Source organism: Stutzerimonas tianxiuensis, from assembly GCF_053470365.1.
Map to the genome: position 1 here is coordinate 22729 of NZ_JBPVWS010000007.1, position 14052 is coordinate 36780.

13 protein-coding genes are annotated in these 14052 nt (G+C 63.3%); 4 read left to right on the forward strand and 9 right to left on the reverse strand.

Features of this window, described 5'->3' with window-relative positions; translation table 11 throughout:
• The first annotated feature begins 426 nt into the window (after positions 1–426).
• Complete coding sequence (locus tag ACSSNI_RS10620; RefSeq protein WP_148925755.1) at positions 427–1215, forward strand: hypothetical protein; 789 nt, start codon at positions 427–429, stop codon at positions 1213–1215.
• Between the two features lie 83 nt (positions 1216–1298).
• Here ACSSNI_RS10620 and ACSSNI_RS10625 read toward each other — a convergent pair whose 3' ends face one another.
• From ACSSNI_RS10625 to ACSSNI_RS10655, 7 genes are all read right to left on the reverse strand, one after another.
• Positions 1299–1790 carry a DUF4126 family protein gene (locus ACSSNI_RS10625; protein ID WP_148925754.1) on the reverse strand — a complete coding sequence of 164 codons (492 nt, stop codon included), beginning with the start codon at positions 1788–1790 and terminating at the stop codon, positions 1299–1301.
• Positions 1791–1888: 98 nt separating this feature from the next.
• Entirely contained in the window at positions 1889–2572 is a 684-nt protein-coding gene (locus ACSSNI_RS10630; protein ID WP_102837247.1) for a potassium channel family protein, read from the reverse strand.
• Positions 2562–3893 carry a TrkH family potassium uptake protein gene (locus ACSSNI_RS10635; RefSeq protein ID WP_319298702.1) on the reverse strand — a complete coding sequence of 444 codons (1332 nt, stop codon included), beginning with the start codon at positions 3891–3893 and terminating at the stop codon, positions 2562–2564. Before ACSSNI_RS10635 ends, ACSSNI_RS10630 begins: the two co-directional genes overlap by 11 nt.
• Positions 3894–4285: 392 nt before the next feature.
• Entirely contained in the window at positions 4286–5764 is a 1479-nt protein-coding gene (locus ACSSNI_RS10640) for a YdgA family protein (protein ID WP_319298704.1), read from the reverse strand.
• A 317-nt stretch (positions 5765–6081) separates the two neighbouring features.
• Positions 6082–6606 (reverse strand): AAA family ATPase, encoded by a 525-nt coding sequence (locus ACSSNI_RS10645; protein WP_319298705.1) that lies wholly within the window; start codon positions 6604–6606, stop codon positions 6082–6084.
• A gap of 56 nt (positions 6607–6662) precedes the next feature.
• On the reverse strand, positions 6663–8498 hold the full coding sequence (locus ACSSNI_RS10650; RefSeq protein WP_448259273.1) for an ABC transporter ATP-binding protein: 1836 nt from the start codon (positions 8496–8498) through the stop codon (positions 6663–6665).
• A 657-nt stretch (positions 8499–9155) separates the two neighbouring features.
• A complete protein-coding gene (locus ACSSNI_RS10655; protein WP_234484689.1) occupies positions 9156–10064 on the reverse strand; it encodes a LysR substrate-binding domain-containing protein in 909 nt (302 codons plus the stop codon).
• 79 nt (positions 10065–10143) lie between these two features.
• Between ACSSNI_RS10655 and ACSSNI_RS10660 the strand changes: the two genes are divergently transcribed.
• The 3 genes from ACSSNI_RS10660 (at position 10144) to ACSSNI_RS10670 (ending at position 12878) form a co-directional block, all read left to right on the forward strand.
• Positions 10144–11031: an alpha/beta fold hydrolase gene (locus ACSSNI_RS10660; protein ID WP_200640736.1), complete on the forward strand. Its 888-nt coding sequence runs from the start codon at positions 10144–10146 to the stop codon at positions 11029–11031.
• Between the two features lie 105 nt (positions 11032–11136).
• Complete coding sequence (locus ACSSNI_RS10665) at positions 11137–11682, forward strand: TetR/AcrR family transcriptional regulator (protein WP_200640284.1); 546 nt, start codon at positions 11137–11139, stop codon at positions 11680–11682.
• Positions 11682–12878 (forward strand): MFS transporter, encoded by a 1197-nt coding sequence (locus ACSSNI_RS10670; protein WP_267908365.1) that lies wholly within the window; start codon positions 11682–11684, stop codon positions 12876–12878. The genes ACSSNI_RS10665 and ACSSNI_RS10670 overlap by 1 nt, the downstream gene beginning before the upstream one ends.
• Positions 12879–12950: 72 nt before the next feature.
• On the opposite strand, the gene ACSSNI_RS10675 is transcribed toward ACSSNI_RS10670, so the two are convergent.
• Positions 12951–13322 (reverse strand): hypothetical protein, encoded by a 372-nt coding sequence (locus ACSSNI_RS10675; protein WP_200640280.1) that lies wholly within the window; start codon positions 13320–13322, stop codon positions 12951–12953.
• Between the two features lie 115 nt (positions 13323–13437).
• Positions 13438–14034: a nicotinamide riboside transporter PnuC gene (pnuC, locus tag ACSSNI_RS10680; protein ID WP_200640278.1), complete on the reverse strand. Its 597-nt coding sequence runs from the start codon at positions 14032–14034 to the stop codon at positions 13438–13440.
• Between the last annotated feature and the right edge of the window lie 18 nt (positions 14035–14052).

Below are 14052 nucleotides of genomic sequence, written 5' to 3' on the forward strand. Positions count from 1 at the left end.
CCTCACCCCCATGGCGCGGACATTGCGGGTCTCGACCGCGAATTGGGTCGCCGCGCCGCACGAACGTCCACGCCCACTGAGAAGGGCTCTTCGCAAGCCGGTACCGCTTGAGCAAACACTGACTCGTAAGCCGTATCTCAACTCCTATCGCGGTCGAGACCGCTCCCACTGAAGCCCCTGCACTGAGCACCACTCACAAAAAGCGCGTCGGCGGCTCGCCCTACGACCTGCTGCCTGCTTAACCGAAGCGGTCCGACCTGTACCACTTATTTTTCTGAACTATGGCCGCCCCGCCAGACCCAATATTCATGAGCGCTGCTCCGAGGAGCGGATGAGCCGCCATCACTATGGCAGGTGTCCTCATCAGTCCCGGGATAAGCGCAGTGCTCGGATAACCCAGTTGTTCAACACAACGCGAGGTGAACCATGAAACACACACTAGTAGCGGCGTTTGCGACGTCGACCGATGCCAATCGTACCGTGGGCGACCTGATGTCGCGGGGCATCGCCAGGGAACAGATTCACTCAGTAGGTGCTGACAGCGCGAACATTCATGCCTACGACGCGCCCTACTCCACCGAAGGCGGCACCGTCGACCGCGAGCATCACGAGGGCAAGGTCGCGCACTTCTTCAAATCGTTGTTCGGCCATGAGCCGCACGAAGAACACCGTCGCCATGCCACCGCCTACCCGGAAGCCGTACGCCGAGGCTCGATGGTGATCGCGGTCGACGTGCATGACGACGATCAACTGGTCCGTGCACGCGACGCCCTGGAGTACAACGGCGCGCTCAATATCGACGACAACGGCAACGGTGCGGGCGCAACCCCAGGCTATTCCGGCGCAACCAGCCCCTATGCGGGCGCCACCGGCGGCGACAGCCACCTGGACAAGCACTTCGCTGGGTCCGCCAGCCATGCAGGCCATTCAGCCGATACCCATCGCGGTACAGGCGCCCCGGGTGCGGGAACAACCGATACAGCGGCAACAGGCCGTACGGCTGATACCCATGCAGGCTCCGGCGATACCGGCCGCTACGATGTGGGCACGGCGGCCAAGCGGGCCGGCACAGACTACCCGGAGAACGCCGGCACCGCATCCCCGACTGGCGGCGGCCTGGCCGGCGAGACGGTCGGCACTCGCGACGCGACGGAAAGCCTGGACGCCACCCACGCGGGCACCTGCACAGACCGGATCTGCGTGATCAAGCGGTAAAACGGTTACCGACCGGTGAGCGATCAAGGGCCGCAAGACGCGGCCCTTTTTTTGACCGGCTTCAGCGAGGCGCGTCTAGATCCTCAGCGCCCGTCCAGTGCGCGCCGCAACCCAGCGTTGCCGATCGTCAGGGCCACGCAGTCTTCCGTCAGCCCCAACGCGGCATTTGCATAAGGATTGGCCTGATAGGGCTTACGCAGGCTCAACCCCACCTTGGAAGCGACCAATGCGGCGGATGCCCCGATCAATATCGGGAGTCCTATCGGCTGTCGACGCACACTGGCCAACGCTGCCGCGGTCACCCCGCCCGACAAGGCCCGAAACATCATCGATGGCAGGATGGTCCGATCCGGCGCAAAGGGCATCTTGTCACCCAGCAGTTCGCCCACCGCCATGGGTACAAGAAATTGCTGCATGCGATGCGAGGCCAGGGTCCGCGCCGGCTCGTCCGCCTCATCGATGTCGTCCCGTGCGGCCAGTGCCCGGCTGGTCATGGTGGGGGCCAGGGTGCTGCGCATCCCTGTTACCAGGCCTAGCGCCAGCGCGCCCCACAAAACATTGCTCAGAGTGGTCATGCGTGTGTCTCCCGGTGGCTTTTAGATGCGACCGGGTTAGCGCATCAGCCGTTCATGTTCATCTCCGAGCGGTCAGCTAGTCCCGCTCTGTGAGGTTGCTAGCCCTTGGCCGCTGCAAACTTCTCTACCCGTTTGGTTTCACCCGCCACGATAAGGATGTCGCCCGGGTGGATCAGGGTTTCAGGCTTGGCGTAGATGAAGTCTTCGTGCGCCCGTTTCACCCCGACGATGGTGACGCCGTAGCGCTTGTGCACGCCGGCGTCCGCCAGGGTCTTGTCATGAATGTTGCGTGGCGCGTGCGTCGAGGCGATGGCAAACCCGTCGTCGAACTCGATGAACTCGAGCATCTTGCCGGTCACCAGATGCGCCACGCGCTCGCCCATGGAGGTTTCCGGATAGACGACGTGGTGGGCTCCGGTGCGCTCGAGGATCAGCCCGTGGCGCTTGCTCAAGGCCTTGGCCCAGATGTCCGGTACGCCGAGTTCCTGCAGGGCGAGGACGGTCAGCACGCTGGCTTCCAGGTCGGTGCCGATACTCACCACCACATGGCGGAACTGATCCACCCCGAGCTGGCGCAGGGCGCGGATGTCGGTCGCGTCGGCCTGCGCCACATGGGTCAGCTGGTCGACCCACTGCTGCACGTTGGCGCTGTTGCTGTCGATGCCCAGCACTTCGTGGCCCATGGACGTGAGCGAATCGGCAACCGCCGAGCCGAATCGCCCCAGGCCGATGACGGCGACACTGTCGTTCTCGAATGTCTTGCCGAACAGGTTATCCAACAATGGGGCGTTCCTCCGGATAGCGGTAATGTTTGGTCACGCTGCGCAGCGCAAGGGCCGTCGCCAACGTGATGGTGCCGACCCGCCCGATGAACATCAGGGCGATGATCACCAGCTGGCCGGACGCTGGCAGATCGGCGGTGATCCCGGTCGACAAACCGACCGTGGCAAACGCGGACACCGCCTCGAACAGCACCACGCCGAGCTCGTAGTCCGTCATGCTGAGCAGCAACATGGTGCCGATACCCACAATGAGCGAGCTGAGAAACAGCACCGTCAGCGCCTGGCGTTGCGTGGCGTAAGAGATGCGCCGACGGAAGGCGACTGTGTCCTCATTGCCACGGATCTCGGCCCAGATGAAGAAGAACAGCAGGAAGAAGGTCGTCACCTTGATCCCGCCCGCCGTACTGGCGCTGCCGCCGCCGACAAACATCAGAAAGTAGTGAACGGCCAGCGTCTGCGCTTCGAACTGGGCGACGTCCAGGCTGTTGAACCCCGCCGTGCGCGCCACCGCCGAGCTGAACAGGGCTGACAACAGCTTGTCACCCAGCGACATGCCGCCCAGCGTGCCGGGGTTGCCCCACTCGTAGAACAGAATCGCCAGCGTGCCGCCGAACAGGAGCACGGCCGAGCCCCAGAGCGTGATACGGGTGTGGATTGTCCAAGGCTTGCCGCGCTGGTCGCGGCGAAACTCGTAGAGCACCGGAAAGCCCAGGCCGCCGATGATCAGCGCAAGCATGATCGGCACCAGCACCACCGGGTCCGTTGCGAAGCGCATCAAGCTGTCGGAATAGGTCGAGAAACCGGCGTTGTTGAAGGCCGATACCGCGTGGAAAAGACCGTCCCAGAGCGCCTTCGGCCAAGGCACGTCATAGGTGAAGTGCAAATGGACGGTGAGAATGGCGGTCACGACCAGCTCAACACCGACCGTGACCAGCAGAATCAGCCGCAGCACGCCGGTCACATCGCCGAGACCTAACGAGCGCGTCTCCTGCTGCGCGACCAGGCGGCTGCTGAGCTGTAAGCGGCGCTTGACCAACAGCCCGAGCAGGGTCGCACCGCTCATGATGCCGAAGCCACCCACCTGAAACAGCAGCAGGATCACGCACTGGCCGAAGAACGACCAATAGGTCGCCGTGTCCTGCACGATCAAACCTGTCACACAGACTGCCGAAACTGCCGTGAACAGCGCCGTCAGCAATGACGCGCTGTCAGGCCCGGCGGTCGATATAGGCAACAGCAACAGCACCGTGCCCAACAGGGTCGCAGCAAGAAAAGCGAGCGGAATGAGGCGAGCCGGTCGGCGAACTGCGTTGCTGAGCAAAGTTGATTCCTTAGGTGTTCCCTTGGCTGCTGACGTTCGCGCCAAGCCTTGGCACGCGCCTCTACCTTGTGCGGCCACCCCCGATCAGTGGGCCGCGACAATAGCAAAAAGCATCGTGGCTGCGCTGCACAGCGCGGTTAGGCTGGCACGACGGATCTAGCGCCTTGATGCTCTATCGACAGGCCTTGTCCGCAGCTGTTCACCTGCAGCGCGTGGCACTACCCGAGCCAACCGCACCTTGTTTCTTGCGAACCTCATCGGTTTCTTCAACCCAAGGGCGATCCATCATCGCCGCCGATTCAACCGGCACATGCAATCGACGTTGCGGCTCCGGTTCTCGTCCGATCAAAAAAGGCGACCCGAAGGTCGCCTTTTTCACACGGTACGGGCCGTTACTGGCCGAGCAGGCCGGCGCCCAGTACCGAATCGAAGGCAAAGCCGATGAATTCCTGAACGCTCATATCACGGCCGTTCAAGGTCACCTTGTTGTCGGCGTAATGCAGTGAGCTGACCAGACGACCACCTTGCAGCTGGAACCAACCGGCACCGAGCGCCATGCCGCTGAACAACTCGGTCGTCAGGTCCGCCTGCTGCTGCAACGCAGCCGGGTCGGCGCTGTAATGCGGTTCGCGCTGAGCAATCAGGCTGGCAACATCGCGCACCAGGCCTTTATCGATGCCTGCTTCGGCTTTGAGCGACGCCAGCATGCTGGTGATCATCGCATCAGGAGTAAAGGCTTCTGCACTCGGGGCCTGCAGGTCGGCCACAACAGACAGGCGGGCCGCACCGTTAGCGGTCTCGAAGCCGAACTCGTCGAGCGCCAAGGTGGGCTTGTGCTCCAGCAGTTGCAGGGCAAGCGCTTGCAGCTCCTGCTGCTGAGCGTCGGTGATGCTGTCGAGTGCCTCCTGCGGGGTCGCACCGCTGTCGAGAATTTGCTTGTAGCTCTCCAGCAGTGCCTTGAGGCTGCTTTCGTCCAGATTGCGCAGGCTGAGGGCCAGCGCCAGGTTGCGGACGGACTGACCATTGGCCCCCACCTCGCCGACGCGGTAGGCGATCGACTGGTTGAAGCCGCCGCTGCTTCGACTCGACACTTCATCAATGGAGGCTTTGTTGATGATTACGGCAGGATTGTTGTCGGTCTGGATTTCCATGCGTTCGAGCGTGATGGCGGACGGGCCTTGGCCGAACCCGTCGACATAGTCGTGCTTGTCCACGGTCATGCCGATACCGCTTAGCTTCACCCGCACCGGCTTGCCATCATCACGGCGTTGCAGGTTCATGTCGATTTCCGGCAGCTGACCTTCCAGGCGCACGGTAGTGCTTTCGTCGGCCACTTCGAAGTTCACGCTGCCAGCCGCAACGCGAACCGTGCCGTCTTCGTTCTCAAGATTGAGAGGCGCCGAGCGCAGCGCGCCTTGCTGGCTGCCGTCATAGCCGAAGGCGACGTCACCAACCAGGGGGTTTTCACCTGAAGCGGCCTCGAACAGCGCTTCGGTCTGCGCTGATCGCTCAAGACGGAAATGGCTCTGGGCCGCAACCGGCATCAGCTGCCCATTGGTCAGGCGTGAAACCGGAAACGGGCCATGCTCGATGCGGTCTTCCAACAGCACGGCGTATTGCCGGGGCTCGCCGTCGCTGTCCTGAACCTCGATGTCGACCTGATAGCGGGCGCTGCTGGAAAGCAGACCGCCTTCGAAACTGAGCATTTTGACGGCGACGTCGGCACCAGCTCCAACGCTCATCTCGCGCAACTGGATATTGGCCTGCTCGACGGCATCACGGGCAGTCGATTCAACCTGGGTGCTGGTGTAAACAGTGGCGCCGCCGACGAGGGTCAGTGGAATGGCAACGGCAAGTGCGATTTTTCTCATGGAAACATCCTGTGCGGCGGCTGGGCAGACGTCCTGTCAGCCGGTGGTTGGCAAGCGGCCGCACTCTATCAGCGAGCCTGTGCAGTCTCCAGCGCGCCTTGCAGCGGGATCGGAAGGCTGAGAACGCGGCGACAAATCACGACGCTCTCACCGCGGATAAACCAAACCCAAGCTAAGCATTCCAACTCACCGTCCGCGCCAGCGGTGGATGTAAAAAGCGACATCCACCCTACAACCGTAGGAGTGGATCACGCCTCACCGGTCCACCCTACGCCCCACGTCAGCGGTCATTTACCCGCGCTTCCTCGTGTATTGATCTATTGCGCCAACAGCGCCTGAGCCTGCGCGATCACCTGCTGCTCGCGGCTGGCCCAATCCCCGCCGATCTCCACGAAGGGTTGCTCGTTCCGCTGGAGCCATTGGCGGCAGGCGTCGTGGAAGCGCAGGCGCTCAACGGTCTCCGGTTGGCAGCGCTGGCCGTCTGCGTGCCATACGGCCCCTTCGGGCGAAAGCAGCAGGTGCTGGTCGTAACGGCGGGCGAGCAGCTCACCTTCAAGCCACGCCGGGCATTCATCGAACAGCGTCCGGCTCCAGAGCATGTTGCTCAGCAGGTGAGTATCGAGGATCAGCAGTTCCGGGCGCTGGCCTCGCGCGGCGTCTTCCCAGGCCAATTGCCCGCGGGCGATGGCCGGGATATCTGTGAGGCAGGTGTCGCGCTGTTCGCGGTCGATGAAATGCCGAACGTACTCGCCCACCACCAGGCCGCCGAAGCGCTGCTGCAGACGCGCGGCGAGCCAGCTCTTGCCGGTCGATTCCGCGCCGGTGAGCACCAGCACCTTCATTGGCCCGCACCCCTCGCCTGTCTGGTGTTCCCGTTCATCTGCCCTTACCGTCCCGTTCAATCCACACCCACAAAGCCGCCGGTCTGATGCTGCCACAGCCGCGCGTAGAGGCCGCCGCGCGCGATCAGCTCGGCGTGGGTGCCGGTCTCGATCACCTTGCCCCCATCAATCACTACCAGCCGGTCCATGCGCGCGATGGTCGAGAGCCGGTGCGCGATGGCGATCACCGTCTTGCCCTCCATCAGCGTATCCAGGCTCTCCTGAATCGCCGCTTCGACTTCCGAATCCAGCGCCGAGGTGGCTTCGTCCAGCACCAGAATCGGCGCATCCTTGAGCAGCACGCGGGCGATGGCGATGCGTTGACGCTGGCCGCCGGAGAGCTTCACGCCGCGCTCGCCGACCATCGCCTCGAAACCCAGGCCGCCCTGGCTGTCGTCCAGCGTTTTGATGAACTCGTCCGCGCGGGCCTTGTGCGCGGCGCCCCAGAGGTCTTCTTCGGTGGCGTCGGGCTTGCCGTAACGCAGGTTGTCGCGGATGGAGCGGTGCAGCAGCGAGGTGTCCTGAGTGACCACGCCGATGTTGGCGCGCAGGCTTTCCTGATTGACCTCGGCGACGTTCTGTCCGTCGATGAGGATGCGGCCGCTCTCCAGGTCGTAGAGGCGCAGCAGCAGATTGACCAGCGTGGACTTGCCGGCACCCGACGGCCCGACCAGGCCAATCTTCTCGCCTGGGCGAATGTCGATGCTGAGCCCGCCGATCACGCCGCCCTGCTTGCCGTAGTGGAAATGCACGTCCTCGAAGCGCACACCGCCCTGCTCTACCTGCAGCGGCTTGGCGTCCTCGCGGTCGAGCACGTGGCGCGGCTGGACGATGGTCTGCATGCCGTCCTGCACGGTGCCGACGTTCTCGAAAATGCCGTTGACCACCCACATGATCCATTCGGCCATGTTGTTGATGCGGATCACCAGGCCCAGCGCCAGGGCGATGGCGCCAGTGCTGATCAGCGCCTCGCTCCATAACCACAGCGCCAGGGCGCCGGTGCCGACGATCAGCAGACCGTTCATGCAGGTGATGAGGAAATCCAGGCTGGTGATGGTGCGCGACTGCAGGCGGAACTTGCCGAGCAACTCCTGCATGGCCTCGCGGGCGTAGCTTTCCTCTTTCTTGGAGTGGGCGAACAGTTTGAGCGTGGCGACGTTGCTGTAACCGTCCACCACCCGCCCCATCACCTTCGAGCGCGCCGCCGAAGCAGCCGCCGAGCGCGCCCGGATGCGCGGCACGAAGTACCAGAGCGCCGCGCTGTACCCGATGATCCACAGCGCCAACGGCACGATCAGCCGCAGGTCGGCGGCGGCAAACAGGTACAGCGCGCTACCGGCGTAGACCACCACGTGCCAGAGCGCGTCAATCACCTGCATGGCCGAATCACGCAGCGACGGCCCGGTCTGCATGATGCGCTGGGCAATGCGCCCGGCGAAATCGTTCTGGAAGAAGTTCAGGCTCTGCTTGAGCACATAGCGGTGGTTCTGCCAGCGGATCAGATTGGTCAGCCCCGGGTTGATAGCCTGGTGGGTGAGCAGGTTGTGCAGGCCGAACACCAAGGGCCGGATGATCATCGCCACCACCGCCATCCACAGCAGCTCATTGCGGTGTTCGGCGAAAAAACTCCGCGCATCGCCCGTGGTCTGCGCCATGTCGATCAACTGGCCAAGAAAGCTGAACAGCGCCACTTCGATCAACGCCGCAAAGAAGCCGACCACCAGTACAGCAGTCATCAATGGCCAGACCTGCTTCAGATAATGCGCATAGAACCGCAGCATGCCCGCAGGCGGCTCGACGTCCGGGCTGGGCTTGAAGACATCGATCAGGTTTTCGAAGCGGCTGAACAACATGGGGCACGGTCTGCTGTGGCGAGTGGGCGGGGTTGTTGCTGACAGGGGCATGTCGATCTTTTAGAGCGGCAACTGGGGTCTAGCTGAGCGTGGGTCGAGGCGCTCTGAAACGCGGGTTTTGCTGATGCAGCGTAGCAGTATCCGAAGTGCCTAGTGGCACCTTGGTCGGCACGAGCCTCCTGCCGAACGTGGACAGGCCTGCCAATTTAGACGTGCAAGAAGAGCTTAAAGTGCGCCGGCCAGCCTGGGACTAGTTGGGCCTATTCATCAGGTCTACGACACCGGGCAGAAACGGGCGGGCATGATACGGCAGGTGTGTCTGGAGCTGATTTACCGCTAACTGGCTAGCGGGATGTGCAACGTCTAGCGAGGCGTAGCCATAAGCTATGGCCGCGTGGACAAGCAAAGCGTTGTCCACCCTAGGCCACCACGAGTGGTGGCTTTGTACAGTTGCGTACCGGCGGGCAGGGCTGGTCGGCGACATCGCGCCCGAAGACGAACGTCAAGCCCCAGGTGAGCCCATACGCTCACGTATGCGACACACTGTTTCACCAAGATCCCAACGTAACGTTGTTTAGAGTCATCGTCGTTTTGGATAGCGTCAAAACCACGCTGGGCGTCATTTACACCGCTGCACGTCTTCATCCGCGAGGGCTATTAGTGATTGAAACGCTTTTGTCCGGCGCGGCGGGCGGCTTCGATCAGCGCCGCACTGACTGGGTTGTCTTTACTCACGAACGCATAGAAGCGCGCCGCAGGCAATTCGGGCAGCCCCTCCTCACCGCTCAGAACGCGGAGGCCCTCGCCGCGTTGGCTGTCCGAAATGACCGTGATGGCGAAGCCCGCGCGGGCTGCCGACAAGCAGCCGGCCATGCTGCTGCTTTCAAAAACGATGCGCCAGGTTCGATCCTCCCTGCCCAGCGCCGTGACCGCCGACTCGCGATAAACGCAGGGTTCAGGAAAAACCGCCAGCGGCAACGGCCCGTCGCTCGGCAAGGGTTGCTCCGCCGCGAATACCCATACCAGCGGCTCCTCCCACAGCAATAGCCCATCGTCCTCGACGCGGCTGCACTGTTTGCCAAACACCAGATCCAGGCGACCCCGGGCTTGTTCACGCAAAAGCGTGGCAGTAATGCCCACCTTCAGCTCGACCGTGGCTTCCGGGTGCCACTGACGAAAGCGCTGCAACACCTGGGGCAGCCAGGCGGAGGCAAAGTCTTCCGAGGCGCCGATACGCAGTCGCCCACGCAACGAGGCGCCGCGCAGCTTGGCGCGGGCTTCGCGCTCCAGATCGAGGATGTTGCGGCCGTAGGCATACAGGGTGTCACCGGCGGGCGTCAGCTCGAAGCGACGCGTGGTGCGCGTCAGCAGCGTTGCACCGGTGACCTGTTCCAACCGCCGCAAGTGGCCGCTGACAGCCGAAGGCGTAAGCGCCAACCGCTCGGCCGCAGTGGCAAAGCTGCCGCTGTCGACGATCTCGAGAAAGGTGCGTAGCAACAGCGTATCCAGCGGGGGGCCACCGGCCGTGGCGGAGTTATCCATAGGAGATTCAACACGAAACGTCATGAATGTGTCCGGATTATTCGTCTATCTAACAGAGGCGTCCAGCTACCGTGGCTTGGCCTTTTTGATAAGAGACATGCCCATGGCCCCCTACCGCTTTGCCTCAACCGACCGGCTCGACATCGCCTACCTCGAATGGAACCCGCTGGGCACCCGGACCGCCATACTGCTCCACGGCTGGCCAGACAGCCCCGAGTGCTGGAAGGCCATTGCACCGAGGCTGGTCGAAGCGGGCTATCGCGTGCTGGCACCGGCACTGCGCGGCTTCGCGCCGACGCGCGTGCGCGACCCCTCCACACCGCGCAGCGGGCAATTGTCCGCACTGGGCCGCGATCTGCTGCAGTTCATCGAAGTGCTCGGCCTGAGCCGTCCAGCACTGATCGGTCATGACTGGGGCGCACGTGCCGCCGCCAATGCATGCGGCCTGCAGGACCGCGTGGCGTCACACTTGGTGATGCTGTCAGTCGGCTACGGCACCAACGACCCCAGCCAGCCGCTCGCGCTGCCTCAAGCACGCAATTACTGGTACCACTGGTATATGACCACACCGCGCGGCGCCCGCGCACTGCGAGATGACCCCGAAGCGTTTGCCCGGATGATGTGGGATACCTGGGCACCGGAGGGTTGGTACGCGCCGGCTGATTTCGAAGAAGCCGCGCGGGCCTTTCAGAGCGAGGATTGGGCCGAGGTCGTTCTGCACTCCTACCGCCATCGGTGGGGCTTCGCCGAGGGCGACCCCGCCTATGCCGAAGACGAGGCGCGCCTGCAGCCGGCGCCCGCCTTATGCGTACCCACGCTGGTATTGCACGGCGGCGCCGACACTTGCAATCACCCCGACAGCTCCACGGGCCGCGAAGGCTTCTTCAACGGTGTTTATGAGCGTCAGGTCCTCGACGGAGTCGGCCACTTCCCGCAACGCGAAGCGCCCCAGAACGTCGCGGATGCCATCCTGAACTTCTGCCTGAAATAGCCGGAGCGAGCCAATGGCCCGCCATGACGGTGCTCGGAACAGAAGATGGGGCTGGTGATCACACGCGGGGTTGACGTGTAAAACGATCCCTTTACACTCCAGCACATGGATAAACGAACTGAGATGATTGCGGGCGCCGTCCGCATATTCGACGCAGAGGGTTTCCGGGGCATCGGTATTGATCGCCTGATCGCGCCCTCCGGCGTTTCGACCCGCACGCTCTACAAGCACTTCGGCTCTCGCGATGGGCTGGTCATTGCCGTGCTTGAGGCGCGGCACCGGGCATTCATGAATTTGCTGGAAGCAGACGACGGTAGCGCTGAGCCCGTCGGCGCCCTGTTCGATGCGCTTGGGGCCTGGATCCAGACGCACCCTGCACATGGATGCCTGTTGCTCAGGGCACGCAGTGAATACGCGTCGGCATGCGAGGCGATCGTCTCGCTCGTGCACCAGCAAAAGGAGGAGTTTCGCGCCGAGATCGCCCGACGCGTCCATGTTGCCCTCGGTCAGGATGATGCGCAGCTCGCCACTCAGGTCTGGTTACTCTTCGAAGGCGCCACTGCGGCGGCCAGCGTGGTGAAGGCTTCGGTCATCGACGATGCCCGAGACGCCGCGTTGGCGCTTCTTGCGCATGCCCGAGAGCGCCAGTGATGAGACGCGGTATCAACCTTGTTGCCGCTGCGTTAGCGCTGACGGCCGTTTCCTACGGTCTGGCACGCTTCGCCTATGGCTTGCTGCTGCCGCAAATTCGCGCGGACCTCTCCCTTGATGTAACCGCCGCAGGCTGGATCGGCGGCAGTGCCTTCATGGCGTACTGCCTGGGCATCGTTTTTACATTCCTGGCAAACGGCACGCTCAGCCCGAGAACCATCGCCGTGCTGGCAGGCCTTGCCGCAACCGGCGGCATGGCATTGGTCGCCTTCTCCGGCTCGGGATGGACGCTGGGCGTTGGCATCGCGCTGGCCGGATTGAGCACCGGACTGACATCGCCACCACTCGCCAGCGCAGTGGCCAGGCATTTCAGCGTTCATGACCGCCCCAAGGCGAACGGGACGATCAACGCAGGCACGGCCGTCGGGATCGTGTTTTCCGGTGTAGCAGCGCTGCTGGCCGCCGGCGCCTGGCGAGAGCTTTACAGCCTGTTCGCGATGATCGGCGCGGGCGTGTCGGCATGGCTTTGGCTCGCCGTGCCGGCGGGCAACTCTGTAAAAGAAAGCAGTGGCCTTTCCTTTCGGATCCTGAAGCGGCCGGGCCTGTTTGCACTTTGCGTGAGCGCGTTCCTGATGGGCCTGTCGAGCACTGCTGTCTGGACATTCGGCGCGGACATCTTGCGCGGAGCGTTCCGCTTCACCGATGCCCAGATCGCATTGGGGTGGATCGCCTTGGGCGCGGCGGGCGTCAGCGGCTCCCTGACCGGGCTGCTGACCAACCGCTTCGGCACGCGGCGAGTTCACGGATTAGCGCTGGCAGGAATGGCCATCGGCACGCTTGGCCTGGCGGCAACCTCGTTCTCAACCGCTTACGGCTTTGCAGCCATGGGACTGTTCGGCGCGGCCTATATCGTCTCTACCGGCACCTATCTCATTCAGGGTATCGAGCTGCTGTCAGATCGCCCTGACCTTGGTCTTGGCCTTCCCTTCCTCGTCCTTGCGCTCGGCCAAAGCGTGGGAACCCCGCTGTTCGGCGCTACATTGGCCGAAGCTGGGCCACTGATTGCGCTGGCAATCTCTGCGGCGACGGCGTGCTTCGCGATGATCGTTCCACTGAACGGCCAAGGCTCGGGTCGTTGTAGATCGCTGAGCTGGAAACCGAATCGTGATCGCAGCGCAACCAAAGCGGGCCACTGATCTGCCGCTCGGCAAGAGCCCCGCCGCTCAACTGGCAGATCAAACCGATGCGTTTCCGATGTCTTGGGATGGTCAGTGCCGGGTCGTGGCGCATCGGGCCAAGCGACGCCGCCAGTCGCCACCATCGTTAAGCGTGCAGGCTTCTTTGCTGTCGAAGCGCACCGGTGCGATCAGTTTCGCCATGTCGATACCCGCTTCATCGAGCGCCGCTCGGGTGAGGGTTTGCATGAGGACATCCTGCCCCTGAGCGAGCGCATCGGTCTTTTGCGCCTCGGTGGTAAAGATCCAGGTGACCTGCAGACTTTCGGGGAAGCGTGCGTAGTCGACCTCATGGGTAAGCCAGCTAAAGCCGACGATCTGCGCCTTGCCTGTTTCGCACGCTTCAGTAAGGCAGCGGGACAGCTGGCGCTCGATGCGGGCCTGGTCGCGTTTACTCAAAAGCATGCTGTGGTCCTTTCGGGAAAAAGCCCCCGCCTCGCAGGGACGGTTTCGGTCAGTCCAACGCGCCCCTACGCCACGTCGCTCATACGGGGTCGGCCGCTGAATCGCGACGAGAAGGTCAAAGCGCACGTGACGGTATAGGGGGTTCAGCGGTCTGCGCAACCGCCCTCGCCCGCTGCCACTCGCGCAGGCCCATTACCGCCAGCAGCGTGAACAAGCCGTACAGCCCGGCGGTGAGCCAGTACTCCTGAAACACGAAGAACATCACGTAGAGCGTATCCACCACAATCCACAGCACCCAGCACTGCCAGCGCTTGAGCGCCATCCACAGTTGCGCCAGCAGGCTGAAGGCCGTCAGCGTTGCATCCGGCCAGGGGTACGCCGCTTCGGTAACCGTCGCCATCAGCAGACCCAGCCCGACACTCCCCAGCGCCGCTACAACGAGCCCAACGCCGACCTCCCTCGCCGTCGCGCCTACCACCGGCCGCCCGCCCTCACCGTTACTACCGCGCGTCCACTGCCACCAGCCATACAGCTGCATGGCGGCGAACACCCCGTTGAGCAGCACCTGCGAATACAACCGCACCTCGAAAAAGAACCAGGCATACAGCGACACCATCACCAACCCAATGGGCCAGCACAGCGGGTTCTGCCGCACCGTGAGCCAGACGGAAAGGACGCCGAGGGCGGAGGCGATGATTTCGAGGGTGGTCATGGGGATTGATCAGACGGG